Genomic DNA, 17,717 nt, shown 5'->3' with positions numbered 1-17,717 from the left:
ACAGTCGGAGCGCGGGTTATCAAGCCCGCGCCCGGCTGCACTTTTATTAAGTCCAATCCCTCATCTATTAAGTCCAACCCCTCGTCGCAATACCGGCACGAAGGTCAGCGTGGATTGCAATCCATGTTTACGGCATCTTCATGAGACACATAGGGACGCGCCGGCTCCAGATTCCAGGTGGCTTTGTCCTGAGCGATCTTCGGATTGGCCACATGGCAGGAGAACTGCCGCCGCATGCTGCCGCCGTCATGCCCCCAATTCCAGTTATTGTTATTGGCCGCAAGGTTGAACAATTCCGCATAGGCGACATTGGTTTTGTCCGGCCCGATGGTTCTACCGCAAGCCGTCGGTGTCTCCATCAGGGAGGCAATGGTTTTATTCATATCAGGCTCGAAGTACTTTTCATTCCACTCGGCTTTCTCGATGTACTTGTCGCATGACCCTTTGTCTGCGTCCCCGGGTGGAATCCCTTGATCGCTTGTGTTGTAGGTAAACGTAGCGTCCTGCGTTGTGGTTTTAGGAAGCTTGAGGGCAATAACGGGTATCCAATCGCCTTTGCCGGTTTTCGCCAGCGTAGCGTCGTACCAATCCTTCTGATCGCTTTGAGCGAGTTTCAGACCGGAAGACGCGGTGTAAATAAAGCCCAGTATTGGAAGTTTCGGGTGCAGATCCTGTTCCCAAGTCCCTAGGCGCAATTCGGTCTGCGTCTGCATCGACTCGTCTTTTATTAGCTCTCGTGCCTTTATAAACTGATAAAAAGCATCTCCTTTATTGAAACTGCCACGATCATCCATTACAAAGCCACATTGCTTTTGATGATTACTTTTTACGCGACGATAATCCTTAAACCAGTCGGCAGCTGTGGTAATCCCGGCGTCCTGGCAAGTTCTTTCTTTTTCCGCTGTATTTGAATTGTCGGCGCATCCCTGGTCTGTTCTGTAATCAGTCCAGGCATCAGTGGGAAAGGCGCATTTCACGTCAACCTTAACTTCCTCCCTGGATAAAAAATCATTCGGCTTTAAAACAAAACCATTACTCTTCAGCAACCCAAGATCTTGGTACTCGGCATCCTTCCTTAGATAAGAAACAGAAACACCGCCAGTTTTTACTGATGCCGGGCTGGGATTCCACACATGGAATCCCTTCCCGCTGTCGGTTCCCCTGAGCATCAACCCGGAGCAATTTGAGGCAAGCCTGCCGTTACCGCAATCCCTCGGGGTGAAGTTGTAGTAATACGTCATCAACGTCGCCACATCATTACCGGCACTTGCCTGTAACCAAGGCGAACTTGATGCGCACAGTAAACACACGACAGCCTTCAGCAGCGTCCTAGCCGAATGAGTAGACATGAACTATTCCTCAATGATATTTCAGTCGACGAGCAACGGCTTATTCGCAGACAAACTTACGCCCGCAAACAAATACTTGCTCGCCAGAGATAACCCCTCAGAAAATCTGATTTAATTCTTGAAAGCCACTCACCACTCAAGAGCAACTTTCAAACTCAGTATTTATTAATATGCGCCGCCTGACCACTGTCAGAAATAACAGGTTAAAACTGCAAACCAAGATCTTATTGAAATAAAAGTTAAAACACTTATAGCCAAACTAAACATTCATTTTTGGTGGATGGAGATTGGAACGCTTCTGTCATCGCCCGTGGAGCGGATCCACCTCAAAAAATCCGCATCTCGGGAACATCACACTGTCACGCAGGTCGGTTACACAGGTGACTGACGCGCACCGCACGACGGATGTGTGCAAAAACGCGACATTTTTTGTTGATCTCAAGCCCCTCACGCCCTAAAGTTCGCGCCGAACGTCCATGCTGGAAACGATCCATCCGGCTCAAGTACTGACGACGAGACAGCAAGGCCAAGGGAAAGCACCGCCTCCCATGGCCTTTTTGCTTTCGGCGACATGCCTTGGGAAGTAGGCGAACCAAAGTGGGGATACGGAGGACGTTCATTTGCGCCCATTTATTTTTTTGTTTGCCCTGTAGGAGCCCCAAGCATGTCGATCAACGTCGAAGACTATTTCGCGCGCGATACCTTCAACAAAATGAAGGCCTTCGCCGACAAACAGGAAACCCCGTTCGTGGTGATCGACACCGCGATGATCAGCCAGGCCTATGACGACCTGCGCGCCGGTTTCGAATTCGCCAAGGTCTACTACGCGGTCAAGGCCAACCCGGCCGTCGAAATCATCGACCTGCTCAAAGAGAAAGGCTCGAACTTCGACATCGCTTCGATCTATGAACTCGACAAAGTGATGAACCAGGGCGTCGGCCCGGATCGCATCAGCTACGGCAACACCATCAAGAAATCCAAAGACATTCGCTACTTCTACGAGAAGGGCGTGCGTCTGTTTGCCACCGACTCCGAAGCCGACCTGCGCAACATCGCCAAGGCTGCACCGGGTTCGAAAGTCTACGTGCGCATCCTCACCGAAGGCTCGACCACCGCTGACTGGCCTTTGTCGCGCAAATTCGGCTGCCAGACCGATATGGCCATGGACCTGCTGATCCTCGCTCGTGACCTGGGCCTGGTGCCGTACGGCATCTCGTTCCACGTCGGTTCGCAACAGCGCGACATCAGCGTCTGGGATGCGGCTATTGCCAAGGTCAAAGTGATCTTCGAGCGCCTGAAAGAAGAAGATGGCATTCACCTGAAGCTGATCAACATGGGCGGTGGCTTCCCGGCGAACTACATCACCCGCACCAACAGCCTGGAAACCTACGCTGAAGAAATCATTCGCTTCCTCAAGGAAGACTTCGGTGATGACTTGCCGGAAATCATTCTGGAACCGGGCCGTTCGTTGATTGCCAACGCCGGCATCCTGGTCAGCGAAGTGGTGCTGGTTGCGCGTAAATCCCGTACCGCCGTTGAGCGATGGGTGTACACGGATGTGGGCAAGTTCTCCGGCCTGATCGAAACCATGGACGAAGCCATCAAGTTCCCGATCTGGACCGAGAAGAAAGGCGAAGTGGAAGAAGTGGTCATCGCCGGCCCGACCTGCGACAGCGCCGACATCATGTACGAAAACTACAAGTACGGTTTGCCGCTGAACCTGGCGATCGGTGATCGTTTGTACTGGTTGTCGACCGGTGCTTACACCACCAGTTACAGCGCGGTGGAATTCAATGGCTTCCCGCCGTTGAAATCGTTTTACGTGTAAAACGCTGCACACAGAAATCAAAAAGCCCATGACGTGTCATGGGCTTTTTTGTGTCCGGTGTGATCGTTCCCACGCTCTGCGTGGGAATGCCTCAATGGACGCTCCGCGTCCGCTTCGGCAGGGACGCGGAGCGTCCCGGGCTGCACTCCCACGCAGAGCGTGGGAACGATCATCCGAGAGTGATCTCCCGAACACGCTGTTGATACTCAGTGGTCAGCCCGTGAATTCTTGGATCGGTCGACGTCGATAAGGTCTGACTCGCCACCCGCAGGAAATTCAGATTCCCACCGTCCAAGGCCTTGCGCAACCAGCCCAGCGCCTCGTCGATCTTGCCTTCATCCGCCAGCACAGCGGCATAACTGAACTGCCCCCGAAAATCCCCGCCGACCGCCGAGCGTCGATACCAGTCACGCGCAGTTTGCGGATCTGCCGGACACACCCGCCCTTCTTCCAGATATCGCCCAAGCAGGTTCATCGACTTCGCATGACCCAGCTCAGCCGCATGGCGATACAGGTTCAACGCTTGCAACTGATCCTCAGTCACCCCGCGTCCGGTCGCCAGCAGATTGGCGTAGTTGTACATCGCCCAATCCAGTCCGGCGTCTGCCGCGATTCGATAATGCTGCGCGGCAACCGAAGCATCCGCCACACACCCCCAGCCATGTTCAAGACAACGACCGAGCATGTTGCGCGCCATCAAGTGCCCACCCTGAGCCGCAATCGCGAACCAGCGCAGTGCCAGCGCCTGATCCATCGCGATGCCCTGCCCGTCCAGCAGAATCTGCCCGAGCAAGGCCTGAGCGTCGAGCACGCCTTCGCGGGCAGCGATCAGAATCGCCTGGGCTGCACGCGCAGGGCTTTCCTCCAGCATGGCTTTAAGCGAATCGCCGTCGAGGACTTCCTCGCGGCGCAATTGAAAACTCATACGTCTACCCAGCGACGCAACAGGTTGTGATACGTGCCCGTGAGACGGACCAGCGACGGGTGATCAGGCATGTCCTGAGTCAGTTGCTGGATCGCCCCGTCCATCTCGAACAGTAATGCGCGCTGACTGTCTTCGCGCACCAGGCTCTGGGTCCAGAAGAACGACGCATAGCGGGTGCCGCGAGTGACGGCGTTGACCTTGTGCAGGCTGGTGCCGGGATACAGGACCATATCGCCGGCCGGCAACTTCACGCGCTGGGTGCCGAAGGTGTCCTGGATTTCCAGTTCACCGCCGTCATAGTCCTCCGGTTCGCTGAAGAACAGCGTCGCCGACAGATCGGTACGGACCCGCTCGATAGCGCCCTTGGGCTGGCGCACAGCATTGTCGATATGAAAATCGAAACAGCCGCCCGCCGTGTAACAGTTCAGCAACGGAGGAAAGACTTTGTGCGGTAACGCCGCAGACATGAACAGCGGATTTTTCCACAGCCGCTCCAGCATGGCCGCGCCCACTTCCTTCGCCAGCGGATGACCTTCGGGCAGCTGCAGGTTGTGCTTGGCTTTGGCCGACTGGTAGCCGGCGGTGAGTTTGCCATCGGCCCAATCCGCCTGCTCCAGCGCCTCGCGGATGCGCTGCACTTCTTCTTTCGCGAACACGCCGGGAATGTGCAGCAGCATCGGATGACACCTGAAGTCAAAGAGGCGGCAATGGTATTGATTCTTATTGACTGTGTAAAACCCCCACGACGAACGAATCATCAAAAACCGTAAGGTTAAATTGTAAAGAATGTAAATTCCTCGCGAATAGTAACGTTTCGCAATTGATACAAATACGCGTCTACCCTATATTCCGCGGCCTCAAATCCTTGGGGAGGGGAATTCACATGTCACGCCAACACTCACATTTACCGATCAGTTCACCGCGTTTGCTCGCGTCTGCAATTGGCGTGGCGATCACTGCCAGCTCTGCCGGCCACATGGTTTTCGCGGCCGAAAAGGCCGACGAAAAAGCGCCGGGCAATGCGATCTCCCTGGGGGCGACCTCCATCACTGGCGAAGCCCAGGATGCGACTTCCTACAACGTTGAAAAAGCCTCCTCGCCCAAGTACACCGCACCGCTGGTGGACACACCGCGTTCGGTCACCGTCATCCCGCAGCAGGTGCTCAAGGACACCGGCGCCCTCAATATGCAGGATGCGCTGCGCACCGTTCCAGGCATCACCTTCGGTGCCGGTGAAGGTGGCAACCCACAAGGCGATCGTCCGTTCATTCGTGGTTTCGACGCTCAGGGCGATACCTATCTGGACGGCGTGCGTGACACCGGTTCGCAGAGCCGCGAGATCTTCGCCGTAGAATCCATCGAAGTCAGCAAAGGGCCGAACTCGGCCATTGGCGGCCGTGGCGCTGCGGGCGGCAGCATTAACCTGGTGAGCAAAAAGGCTCATTTGGGTGACTCGTTTGACGGTGGTTTTACCTGGGGTTCGGACCAGACCCAGCGTTACACCCTGGACGGCAACTACCAGTTCACCGACACAGCCGCTGGCCGACTGAACCTGATGAGCCACGAAAGCAACGTCGCCGGCCGTGACAGCGTCGATTACGACCGCTGGGGCATCGCACCGTCGCTGGCGTTCGGCCTGGGCACTGACACCCGGGTCAACCTCGATTACTACCACCTGGAAAGCAACGACACGCCGGACTCGGGCATTCCGTACACCATCCCTGTCGCAGGTTCCGCCGCCCGCACCAAGTCGAACCCGGACAAGCCGTTCGCCGGTGGCGATCACAGCAACTTCTACGGTCTGGACGATCGTGACTTCCGCAAAGGCCGCACCGACACGGCAACCTTCGCCATCGAGCACGACCTGAGCGATGCGCTGACCGTCAAGAACACCCTGCGCCACGGCAGCAGCATGCAGGATTACATCCTGACCCAGCCGGACGACAGCAAAGGCAACGTCAATAACGGCAGCGTCTGGCGCCGGGCCAACACCCGCGTCAGCAACACCGAGACCACCACCAACCAGACCGACCTGTTTGGTGACGTCTACATCGCCGGCTTCAAGAACAGCTTCGCCACCGGCATCGAGTTGAGCCGCGAGGAAAGCCAGAAGTCCTCGTACAACGTCAACGTCGATACCACCCCGAGAACGGCGGCAGCGACCACCAACTGCTCACCGGCATTGATCGGTGCGCCAAGTGGCTACAACTGCACCTCGCTGGCCAACCCGAACCCGAACGATCCGTGGAACGGTGCGATCTCGCGTAACTACGCCGGCACTGATACCCAGTCCGATACCTATGCATTGTATGTGTTCGACACCCTGGAATTGTCCGAGCAATGGCTGGTGAACATGGGCCTGCGTTACGACCACTTCGACACGAAATACAAAACCTACAACGCGTCCAGCGTGACCACGTCCAAAGGGGATGACGTCAGCGAGTTCGTGACCGGCCAGTTCGGCGTGGTCTACAAACCGGCCGAAAACGGCAGCATCTATGCGTCTTACGCAACGTCCGCCACGCCACCGGGCAACACCCTGGGCGAAGGCCAGGAAGGCAACCCGTTGGGCGGCACTCCGGATCGCAACGGCAATCTGTTGAGCAGCGACATGGAGCCGGAAACCACCAAGAACTACGAAATCGGCACCAAGTGGGACTTGCTGAACGATCGCCTGTCCCTGACCGCCGATATCTTCCGCACCGAGAAAGACAACGCCCGGGTTCAGGTCGACACCACGTCCTATGAAAACGCTGGCAAAACCCGCGTTCAAGGTATCGAACTGTCGGCCAGCGGCAAGATCACCGAAAAATGGCAGGTCTTCGCCGGTTACGCCTACATGGACAGCGAGCAGATCGACGGAGGTGCGTTGGGCGCAGTCAACGATGGCAACGAACTGCCTAACACCCCAAAAAACAGTGCCAGCCTTTGGACGACCTATCAGGTCACGCCGAAGCTGACCATCGGTGGCGGTGCGTTCTATGTTGATGACGTATTCGGCAGCGTGGCCAACACCACCATGGTCGATTCCTACGTTCGTTACGACGCAATGGCTGCCTACAAGTTGAGCAAAAACGTCGACCTGCAACTGAACGTGCAGAACCTGACCGACGAAACTTACTACGACAAAGCCTTCTCGACCCACTTCGCCAACCAGGCGGCGGGCCGCACGGCATTGCTGAGCACCAACTTCCATTTCTGATTACCAGCCACACCGCTCCCACATGGAAAGTGGTGAAGGCTGAAATCAGAGTCCGGCCCCGTTCATCCACATGAACGGGGCTTTTGTGCGTAAAAAAGAATGTTTCTCAGCAACCCACGGCATAATGCGCGCCGTGATGATTATTTCGAACGAACAAGGCGAGCGACGTGTTGAAGAAAACCCTGTTCCAGTTGCACTGGTTTTTCGGCATCAGTGCCGGGCTGGTCCTGGCCCTGATGGGCATCACCGGGGCGATGGTATCGTTTGAGGATGAAATCCTCAGCGTGCTCAATCCGTCCGTGCTGCAGGTCGAGAAGCAGGTTGCCGGCGTCCTGCCGCCCGCCGAACTGGTGGAAAAAATCGAGGGCGCCTCCGGCAAAAAAGTCGCGATGCTCTGGGTCGATACCGACAGCGGCAACGCCGCGCGGGTGAGTTTCACGCCGCCACCGGGCGAACGCCGTGGCGAGATGCGCTACTTCGATCCGTACACCGCCGAGTTCATGGGTGAGGCCACCGGCCAGGATTTCTTCGGCCTGATGCTGCGACTGCACCGCTTCCTCGCCATGGGCGATACCGGTCGGCAAATCACCGGGGCGTGCACGTTGATCCTGGTGTTTTTCTGCCTGTCCGGCCTGTACCTGCGCTGGCCGCGCCAATGGAAAAACTGGCGCGCATGGCTGACCCTCGACTGGAAGAAAAAGGGCCGCAGCTTCAACTGGGACCTGCACTCCGTGGCCGGCACCTGGTGCCTGGTGTTTTACCTCCTGTCAGCGCTGACCGGGTTGTCCTGGTCCTATGAGTGGTACAACAAGGGCCTGACCCAGTTGCTTTCTGACGCACCGCAAAACGAGCGCGTTCGCAGCGGTCGTGGCCCTGCACCGAGCGGCCCGGCGCCCACCGCCGATTACGCCGCCATGTGGAGCAGCATTTACAGCGCCGCAGGTCCGGCACTCAGCGCCTACAACATCCGCATGCCACCCGTGGCCGGCCAACCGGCGACTGTTTTCTACCTGTTGAACACCTCGCCCCATGACCGTGCGCTGAACCAGATCACCCTCGACCCGGCCACCGGCCTCGTCAAACGGCATGACCGTTACAGCGACAAGAGCCTCAAGGCGCAGCTGCTGACCAGCATCTATGCGCTGCACGTCGGCAGTTACTTCGGCATCGTCGGGCGGATCATCCTGACCATTACCGCGCTGACCATGCCGCTGTTCTTCGTCACTGGCTGGTTGTTGTATCTGGATCGCCGCCGCAAGAAAAAGCAGATCAGGGACGCCCGCAAAGACTTCGCGCAAACGGGCAACAATGCGCCCGCCTGGTTGATCGGCTTCGCCAGCCAGAGCGGCTTTGCCGAGCAACTGGCGTGGCAGACCGCCGGGCAATTGCAGGCGGCCGGCCTGCCGGTGAAGGTTCAGCCACTGGCGAATGTCAGCGAACAGGATTTGCGTGAATCCAGCAACGCGTTGTTCGTGGTCAGCACCTTCGGCGACGGCGAAGCGCCGGACAGCGCCCGGGTTTTCGAGCGCAAGGTTCTGGGCCGGGCGTCGAGCCTGGAGAGCCTGAACTACGCGGTCCTGGGTCTCGGTGATCGTCAGTATCAACACTTCTGCGGTTTCGCCCGACGCTTGCACACCTGGCTCGGCGAGCATGGCGGCACGACCTTGTTCGCCCCGGTGGAAGTCGACAGCGGCGACCCTTACGCCTTGCGTCACTGGCAGCAACAACTCGGCCTGTTGACCGGGCAAGCACCGGTCGACACCTGGCAAGCACCGAGCTTCGACAACTGGACGCTGACCCGCCGCGAGTTGATGAACCCGGACAGCAGCGGCTCACCGGTGTACTTGCTGGGCCTCACCGCCCCGACAACCAGCAGCTGGCTGGCCGGGGATCTAGTGGAAGTCCTGCCACGCAATTGCCCGTGGGCGATCGAGCATTTCCTTGATGGCCTGGGCATTGAAGGCCGGGCGATGGTGACCTTCGATGGCCTGTCGCAACCGCTGGAGCAAGCCCTCGCCAGTCGCCAACTGCCCGAGAACAGAGCGCATCTGGTCGGCCTGCACGCGCAAGCGCTGGTCGACGCCCTGGTGCCATTAGCCATGCGCGAATACTCCATCGCCTCGATCGCCGCCGACGGCATGCTGGAGCTGATCGTGCGTCAGGAACTGCACCCCGACGGCAGCCTCGGCATCGGCTCCGGCTGGCTGACCGAACACGCGCCGGTAGGCGGCACTATCAGCCTGCGGGTGCGGCGTAACAGTGGTTTCCACCTGCCGACCGAGCCTGTACCGATGATCCTGCTGGGCAATGGCACCGGGCTCGCCGGGCTGCGCAGTTTGCTCAAGGCGCGCATTGCCGATGGGCAGCAACGGCAATGGCTGCTGTTCGGCGAGCGTAATCGGGAATTCGACTACCTGTGTCGCGATGAGCTTGAGGAGTGGCTGACGTCAGGCGACCTGGAGCGACTGGATCTGGCGTTCTCGCGGGATCAGGCCGAGAAGGTTTATGTGCAGGATCGACTGCGCGAGTCTGCCGGCGAGCTGAAGAAATGGCTGGCTGATGGCGCCGTCATCTACATCTGCGGCAGCTTGCAGGGAATGGCTTCAGGGGTGGATCACGTGCTCAACGAAGTGCTCGGGATTGAAGAAGTCGACCGCCTGATCGAACAGGGTCGCTACCGCCGCGACGTCTATTGACGCAACTTTGATCGTTCCCACGCTCTGCGTGGGAATGCAGCCGGGGACGCTCTGCGTCCCTTACAGAGCCGAACGCGGAGCGTCCGTTGAGGCATTCCCACGCAGAGCGTGGGAACGATCAAACAGGAATCTGGTGTCTGCTCGCGACTTTTTTCAGGTTGGCTGCAGCTTCTGCTCAAACACCGCCACCCCATCCAGATCCCGCAACACCACACTCATCTCCCCCGTCTGCCCATCGATATTCACCTCGCCAAAAAACTGAAACCCGGCAAACGGCGAGGTGTTCTGAGCCGGCGGTGCCTTCTCGAAAACCACCTCGGGCCCGAACGTCTTATCCAGCGGATTAGGCCCGTAGCTCCCGGCATTCAACGGCCCGGCCACAAACTCCCAGAACGGTTCGAAGTCCTGAAACGCGGCGCGATCCGGGTGGTAATGATGCGCGGCGCAGTAATGCACATCCGCCGTCAGGAACACGTAATTGCGCACCTGCTGGGCACGCAGAAAACCCAACAATTCAGCGATTTCCAGTTCACGTCCCTGGGCCGGTCCGGGATCACCGTTAGCCACCGCTTCCCAACGCGCCACACCCGGGCTGACTTCACCGTCGGGGACGCCGAGGCCGATCGGCATGTCGGCGGCGATGACCTTCCATTGGGCACTGGAAGCTTTCAGCGAAGCCTTGAGCCAGTCGAGTTGCTCTCGACCGAGAAAGGGTTTGGCAGCGCCGAGGTTGTCGTCATTGGCTTCGCGATAGCTGCGCATGTCCAGCACGAACACATCCAGCATCGGCCCATAACCGAGCTGGCGATAAATCCGCCCGCCACCATCGGCGCTCTGTAAACGCATGGGCGCATATTCGAGCCAGGCTTGGCGGGCGCGGCCCACCAGGCTGTGGATATCTTTGCTTTTGTAGCGATCATCGAGTTGCTTGCCCGGCGACCAATTGTTGACCACTTCGTGGTCGTCCCACTGCCAGATCTGCGGGACTTCGGCGTTGAAGCGACGGACGTTTTCATCCATCAGGTTGTAGCGGTAGTTGCCGCGATAATCGTCCAGTGTCTCGGCGACTTTGCTCTTGGCTTCGCTGGTGATATTGCGCCACACCCGGCCGCTTTCGGTGGTCAGTTGCGCCGGCACCGGGCCGTCGGCGTAGATGGTGTCGCCGCTGTGGATAAAGAAGTCCGGCAGGCGCAGACGCATGGCTTCGTAGATGCGCATGCCGCCAATATCCGGGTTGATGCCGAAGCCCTGGCCGACGGTGTCGCCGCTCCAGACGAAACGCAGGTCGCGCCGGCTTTGCGGCACGCTGCGCAAGTGGCCGAACCAGGGCTCACTGGCCACGCCGCTTTGGGCGTCTTCGAAATAAACGCGGTAGAAAATCGCTTGATCGGCGGGCAGGCCGGTGAGTTCGACCCGCGCGGTGAAGTCAGTGCGCGCATCAGCCAATGGCGAGACAAATCGACGAGGGTTGCCGAACAGGCTGCGGGTGTCCCATTCCACTACCATCCGCGCCGGTCGGTCACTGCGGCTCCAGATCATCGCCCGGTCGCCCGCTAAATCGCCGGACTGCACGCCATCGGTAAGTTGCGGACGGTCCTTGACCGAGGCGATGACGGCCGGCGCCAGCCCTGGAAGCAAAAGCCCGGCACCGACCGCTTGCATGACACGACGGCGGCCGAGGTCGAATTCGCTCATGGTGTTCTCCCTGAAAAGGAAAACTAAAGCACGTGTGCATGAAACCGGTGTGACACCAAAATATGCCAACACCACAGATCCCCTGTGGGAGTGAGCCTGCTCGCGATTGCGGTGTGCCAGACAACATCATTGTTGACTGATAAACCGTCATCGCGAGCAGGCTCGCTCCCACAGGTTTTGTGGTGTGTCAGGCCTTGGCGGGTTCTAGTGCCATCTCAACACCTTCAGGCCGCTTGAGCAGCGCATACGCCACCGCCGTCAGCAAACTCCCGGCCACAATCGCCAACAAATAAAGCAGCGCATGGTTGATCGCATTCGGAATCGCCAACACAAACAACCCACCGTGCGGCGCCATCAGTTTGCAGCCGAAATACATCGACAACGCACCGGTCAGCGCGCCCCCGGCAATGCTCGCCGGAATCACCCGCAACGGGTCTTTGGCGGCAAACGGAATCGCCCCTTCAGAGATGAAACACAGCCCCAACACCAGCGCCGCTTTACCGGCCTCGCGCTCGGTCTGGGCAAACTTGCGGCGTGCGATAAACGTGGCGATCCCCAAGCCAATCGGCGGCACCATGCCGGCGGCCATGGTCGCGGCCATCGGTGCATAACTTTGCGAGGCCAGCAGCCCGACCGAGAACGCATACGCGGCTTTGTTGATCGGCCCGCCAAGGTCGACGCACATCATCCCGCCGAGCAGCACGCCGAGCAGAATCGCGTTGGTGGTGCCCATGCTGTCAAGGAAATGCGTGAGCCCTTCGAGCATCCCCGCCACCGGTTTGCCGACGATGTAAATCATCACCAGGCCAGTGAACAGGCTCGCCAGCAACGGGATGATCAGGATCGGTTTCAGCGCTTCAAGACTTTGCGGCAGACGCGCATAACGATTGATCGCCTGCGCCGCATAACCGGCGATGAAACCGGCAATGATCCCGCCGATGAAGCCGGCGCCCAGGGTGCTCGCCAGCAGGCCACCGATCATCCCCGGCGCCAGGCCCGGACGATCGGCGATCGAGTAGGCGATGTAACCCGCCAGCAACGGCACCATCAACTTGAACGCGGTCTCGCCACCGATCTGCATCAGGGCGGCAGCGAGTGTGCCTTCCTCCTTGAACGCGGTGATGCCAAACACGAACGACAACGCAATCATCAGACCGCCCGCCACCACCATCGGCAGCATGAACGACACACCCGTCAGCAGGTGTTTATAGACGCCGGTCTTCTCTTGTTTGGTCGGGCCTTTGGTGCCGGTCGATGCGGTTTCCTGTTTGCCTTCGGCCAGCGCTTTATTCAGCGTCGCCTCGGCTTGCTTGAGGGCAATGCCAGTACCGCAACGGTAGATTTTCTTGCCGGCAAAACGCTCGGTGGCAACTTCGATATCGCAAGCCAGCAGCACCACGTCGGCGTCGGCAATCGCTGCGGCGCTGAGAGGGTTGCGCGCACCGACCGAGCCCTGGGTTTCCACTTGCAGGTCGTAGCCCAGGCGCTTGGCCGCTTGCTGCAGGGCTTCGGCAGCCATGAACGTGTGAGCGACACCGGTTGGACACGCCGTGATCGAGACCAGACGTGGCGCGTTTTGAACGGTGGCAGCAGGTTGCGCGACCGCTTCGGGCGCGACATACACCTGAGCGTCTTCAACACCGCGTCGCAGCACCGCTTCGACATCCTGCAACGCCTGGGCCGGCGTGCTCTGGAAGACGCGTTTGCCAACAAACCGTGACATATCCACCGGTGTACTGGTGACCAGCAACACCCACTCGGCGGCGTCAATCGTGGCCGCCGACAGCTGACGTTCCGGATGCGCGGCATCCACCACTTCGACGCTGGTGCTCCAGCCCTGACGCTGGGCCGCTGCCTCGAGCAAACGGGCGCACAGCACACTGGTGACCATGCCGTTCGGGCAGGCCGTAACAATGGCTAACTTCATGACAAACCCTCTTATTGTTCTGTCAGGGTGCGGATGCGCACGCCCTGTTCGAGCCGCGCCAACTGCGCGACATCGCCAATTCCGAAACCGATCTGCGTGACCGCCATCGCGGCAATCGCCGTGGCGGTACGCAAGGTCTGTTCAGGCGTGTCGGCGCTGAGCAAACCGTGGAGCATGCCGGCCAGTAACGAATCGCCCGCGCCCACCGTGCTGACGACGCTGACCTTGGGCGGCGTGGCGTGCATCGCCGCGCCGAGACTGAACCAGTTCACGCCATCGGCACCATGGGAGATCACCACGTGCTCGATGCCTTGAGCGTGCAAGCGGCTCGCCGCTTCAGCTTGTGCCGCCACCGATATCACCTCGCAGCCCAGCGCGTCGGCCAGCTCTTCGGTGTTCGGCTTGATCAGCCACGGGCCGGCCTTGAGTGCAGCACGCAAGGCTTCACCGCTGGTGTCGAGGGCAACGTTCAGACCGAGGTTTTTCAAACGCTCAATCAACGCCTGTAACCACTGCGGACTGATCCCTTGCGGCAGGCTACCGGCCACGACGACCGCGTCATGACCCGGTGCAATCTGTTCAAGTCGATCCAGCAACGCCTGCTGCGCGGCCTCATTGACCATCGGTCCTGGCCCGTTGATGTCGGTGATGCGCCCATCGTTTTCCGCCAGTTTGATGTTGCTGCGCGTCTCACCGGGCACCCGGATGAACGCATCGACAAACCCACGTTTGGCGAACAGGGTCTCGAACGCTTGAAGGTTGTCCTCACCGAGGAAACCGCTGACCGTCAGCTGATGCCCGAGGTCGGCCAGCACCTGCGCCACGTTCACGCCTTTACCCGCGGCGTGGGTGTGCATCTCGTCGCTGCGGTTGACTTGGCCGGGCTCGAGACGCGGCAACTGCACCGTCAAATCCAGCGCCGGGTTGAGCGTCAGGGTAAGGATCTTGGCCATTACAGGGCCTCCACTAATGCGCGTACTTCATTGGCGCTGCCCACGGCCAGGGCCTGTTGGGCGAGAATTCTGGTCTGGCTCAGGCTGAGTTCGCGGATGCGCGCCTTGACCTCGGCAATGCTGCGGCCCGACACGCTCAACTCATCCACGCCGAGGCCGACCAGCACCGGTACTGCCAGCGGATCGGCCGCCAGCTCACCGCACACGCCGACCCACTTGCCGTTGGCATGGGCCGCACGCACGGTGATGTCGATCAGTTGCAGCACCGCCGGGTGCAAGCCGTCAGCCTGGGCCGACAACGTCGGATGACCGCGGTCGATGGCCAGGGTGTATTGGGTCAGGTCATTGGTGCCGACGCTGAAGAAGTCGACTTCCTTGGCCAGCACTGGCGCCAGCAAGGCCGCCGATGGCACTTCGATCATGATCCCCAGTTGCAGGTCGGCGACGGGGATTTCCAGACGCAGGCGTTCGGTCATGTCCCGTGCCTGGCGCCACTCATCAACGCTGCCGACCATCGGGAACATGATCCGCAACGGGCGGTTGTCCGCCGCACGGAGCAAGGCGCGCAATTGCGCTTCCATGATCTGCGGACGTTGCAAGGTCAAGCGAATGCCACGCACGCCGAGGAACGGGTTTTCTTCTTTCGCAATCGGCCAGTACGGCAGCGGTTTATCGCCACCGACATCGAGAGTACGAACGACCAAGGGACGACCAGCCAGGCCATCGAGGACGCGGCGGTATTCGACTTCCTGGGTCGCCTCGTCCGGCGCCTGAGAATGGGCCATGAAAATCAGTTCGGTGCGCAGCAAACCAATGCCTTCGGCACCCTGCTCCACCGCGCTGGTCACGCCGGCACTTTCGCCGATGTTGGCGAACACTTCGACCGCGTGGCCGTCGGTGGTCAGCGCCGGTTGATGGCGTTTTTCGGCGGCGGCTTTCAGGCGTTGTTCGCGGGTGTCGCGTTCTTCGGTGGCGCGCTGCAAGGTCGCCGCGTCGGCGTCCACGTGCAGACGACCGCGCTGGCCGTCAATCAGCAACGGCGTGCCCGGCGCCAGCAGCAACACCGCCGCACCGGCGCCGACCAAGGCCGGAATGCCCAGCGCCCGGGCGACAATCGCGCTGTGAGCGGTCGCGCCGCCACGGGCCGTGAGAATACCGGCCACGCGGGTCGGATCGAGACGGGCGACGTCGGACGGGCCGACTTCGTCCATCACCAGAATGTACGGCTGGTCAGGCTCACTCGGGGTTTCGACGCCGCTGAGCTGCGCCAGCACCCGACGGCCGATGTCACGCAAGTCGGCAGCCCGTTCGGCGAGCAAGGCGTCCTGCAACGATTCCTGCTGTTTGGCCGCCGCTTCGATCACCGCCATCCATGCCGCTTCGGCGCTTTCGCCTTGCTTGAGGCGGGTGTCAACTTCATCGGTCAGTTCCGGGTCGTCGAGCATTTCCTGGTGGGTGATGAAAATCTCGCGAATAGCCTTGGATTTGCTGCGTTCAATCAGGCCTTCGATGTCACGGCGCACGTGAGCCAATGCCTGCTTGAGACGCTCGCGCTCGATGGCGGCGGACTCGCCACGCAACGGGTAATCGATGGTTTGCAGCACTTGAATGTGCGCCGGGCCAATGGCGATGCCCGGTGCAGCGGCAATCGCCTGGACCAGGCTGCCGGACGCTGGCGCAAGGAGCACTTCGGCCACGTCGGCAAACACTTCGCGCTGCTGGCTCACGGCGGGCAACGGCTCGACTTCCTCACCGAGGCCTTCTTCGATGGCCGCCAGCAAGGCCGGCAACGCGTCGGCAGCGATGCTCGGTTCGGCGACGAATTCCAACACCTGACCGCGCCGGGCGCCGAGGCTGAGCAGTTTGCTCAAGCTCTTCACCGACACGGCACTGTCCTGGCCATCGACGATGCGCACGCGGATTTCGCCTTCAAAACTTTTCGCCAACTGCGCGAGGATCTTCGCCGGGCGAGCATGCAAACCGTGGGCGTTGGCCAGTGCAATGCGCGCGCTCGGCCAATCCGCCGGCAGTTCACCGCCCAGCACTTCGAGGACTTTACGGCTGCTGGTGGCGCGGCCCAATTCGTGGCCACGGCCTTCGATCAGCAACGCACAAAGACGTTCGAGCAAAGCCTGATGCGCCTCGCCAAGGCTGGCCAGGCAGAACAGGCCGCTGAGGGGCTGACCGAGGTAGCGCATCGGTTTGTCCGGCGTGACGAAGGCCAGGCCCGGGCGCTTGACCGTTTGTTCGCTGTGCAGCCACCACAGGCCATCGCCCAACGGCAGTGCTTCGACTTGCTGCAAAACAGCGGAGAAACCGTTGCTCACGCAATCCGCCTGGCGCAGCAAACGCGCACCGCGCCACACCAGTTCTTCGAAGTCATCGGCGGAAACACCGAGGCCGATCATCTGTGCATCCAGCGCCAGTTCCTGCGGTGCGCCTTGCAGCAGTTTCAACAAGGCTTCGGCGGAACTGGCGCGACGCAGGGCCTGGCCCAGGTCGGTTTCACCGAGCGCGCGGGTCAGCAGTTGCAGCAGTCGCAAGTGTTCATCGGATTTGGCGGCGATACCGATCGCCAGGTAAACAATCTGGCCGTCGCCCCAGTCCACGCCTTCGGGGAACTGCATCAACCGTACGCCGGTGGAAAACACCTGATCGCGGGTTTCCGGCGTACCGTGGGGGATGGCAATACCTTGACCGAGAAAGGTCGAGCCCTGGGCTTCGCGCGCCTGCAAACCGGCGAGATAACCCTCTGCAACCAGGCCATCGGTGACCAGATGCCGGGCCAGCAGCTGCAAGGCTTCGGACTTATCCACAGCCGACTGGCCCATGGATATCTGCTCTATGGTGAGCTCGAGCATGCTTTCTCCTTTTTGGCGTCTGTACGCGCCAGGTATTGTTTTGAATGATTCCAGCTTAGGCGCTTAGTCATCACTTTTGGCGGTTTCGCGGCAGAACCGGCCAAATGCGCTTATAACGTAGAAAATACGCTTGCTGAAACGTTTAATCTAGAATGATTGGCACGTTACTCGATTATGTCCCATCCTTGAAGTCCAACTTGTCGGATGCGTTCAGACAATGGTCGTCTGCCCGAATCGGGTAGGATTGGCGAAAATGTCGGGGCAAGCTCGAACAAACAAGG

Annotated in this window: 10 protein-coding genes; 3 read left to right on the top strand and 7 right to left on the bottom strand. The window is 59.8% G+C overall.

Going from position 1 to position 17,717, the window contains the following annotated elements; all coding sequences use genetic code 11:
• Nucleotides 1-104: 104 nt before the first annotated feature.
• The gene (locus ACIQV9_RS11150; protein ID WP_403101087.1) at nt 105-1,349 is read right to left on the bottom strand and encodes a DUF2599 domain-containing protein; all 1,245 of its coding nucleotides are present in this window, start codon (nt 1,347-1,349) and stop codon (nt 105-107) included.
• Nucleotides 1,350-2,013: 664 nt separating this feature from the next.
• Between ACIQV9_RS11150 and ACIQV9_RS11145 the strand changes: the two genes are divergently transcribed.
• The gene (locus ACIQV9_RS11145) at nt 2,014-3,177 is read left to right on the top strand and encodes a type III PLP-dependent enzyme (RefSeq protein WP_403101084.1); all 1,164 of its coding nucleotides are present in this window, start codon (nt 2,014-2,016) and stop codon (nt 3,175-3,177) included.
• Between the two features lie 169 nt (nt 3,178-3,346).
• On the opposite strand, the gene ACIQV9_RS11140 is transcribed toward ACIQV9_RS11145, so the two are convergent.
• Both ACIQV9_RS11140 and ACIQV9_RS11135 read right to left on the bottom strand, forming a co-directional pair.
• Nucleotides 3,347-4,102, bottom strand: a complete 756-nt coding sequence (locus ACIQV9_RS11140) for a tetratricopeptide repeat protein (protein WP_403101082.1) — start codon at nt 4,100-4,102, stop codon at nt 3,347-3,349.
• Complete coding sequence (locus tag ACIQV9_RS11135; RefSeq protein WP_403101079.1) at nt 4,099-4,779, bottom strand: Fe2+-dependent dioxygenase; 681 nt, start codon at nt 4,777-4,779, stop codon at nt 4,099-4,101. Before ACIQV9_RS11135 ends, ACIQV9_RS11140 begins: the two co-directional genes overlap by 4 nt.
• 206 nt (nt 4,780-4,985) lie before the next feature.
• Here ACIQV9_RS11135 and ACIQV9_RS11130 point away from each other — a divergent pair, with 206 nt between their 5' ends.
• On the top strand, nt 4,986-7,304 hold the full coding sequence (locus tag ACIQV9_RS11130) for a TonB-dependent receptor (RefSeq protein WP_403101076.1): 2,319 nt from the start codon (nt 4,986-4,988) through the stop codon (nt 7,302-7,304).
• 167 nt (nt 7,305-7,471) lie between these two features.
• Nucleotides 7,472-10,000 (top strand): PepSY domain-containing protein, encoded by a 2,529-nt coding sequence (locus ACIQV9_RS11125; protein WP_403101073.1) that lies wholly within the window; start codon nt 7,472-7,474, stop codon nt 9,998-10,000.
• Nucleotides 10,001-10,153: 153 nt separating this feature from the next.
• Here ACIQV9_RS11125 and ACIQV9_RS11120 read toward each other — a convergent pair whose 3' ends face one another.
• The 4 genes from ACIQV9_RS11120 to ptsP form a co-directional block, all read right to left on the bottom strand.
• On the bottom strand, nt 10,154-11,695 hold the full coding sequence (locus ACIQV9_RS11120) for an alkaline phosphatase D family protein (RefSeq protein WP_403101071.1): 1,542 nt from the start codon (nt 11,693-11,695) through the stop codon (nt 10,154-10,156).
• A 187-nt stretch (nt 11,696-11,882) separates the two neighbouring features.
• Nucleotides 11,883-13,622 carry a PTS fructose-like transporter subunit IIB gene (locus ACIQV9_RS11115; RefSeq protein WP_403101069.1) on the bottom strand — a complete coding sequence of 580 codons (1,740 nt, stop codon included), beginning with the start codon at nt 13,620-13,622 and terminating at the stop codon, nt 11,883-11,885.
• An 11-nt stretch (nt 13,623-13,633) separates the two neighbouring features.
• A complete protein-coding gene (pfkB, locus tag ACIQV9_RS11110; protein WP_403101067.1) occupies nt 13,634-14,575 on the bottom strand; it encodes a 1-phosphofructokinase in 942 nt (313 codons plus the stop codon).
• Nucleotides 14,575-17,436, bottom strand: coding sequence for a phosphoenolpyruvate--protein phosphotransferase (gene ptsP / locus ACIQV9_RS11105; protein ID WP_403101065.1), 2,862 nt, complete (start codon nt 17,434-17,436; stop codon nt 14,575-14,577). The genes pfkB and ptsP overlap by 1 nt, the downstream gene beginning before the upstream one ends.
• Nucleotides 17,437-17,717: the final 281 nt, after the last annotated feature.

This window comes from Pseudomonas sp. NPDC099000 (assembly GCF_044759925.1).
GTDB lineage: Bacteria > Pseudomonadota > Gammaproteobacteria > Pseudomonadales > Pseudomonadaceae > Aquipseudomonas.
The sequence above is the reverse complement of the archived record's forward strand: the minus strand, read 5'-3'. Positions and strand labels throughout refer to the sequence as shown.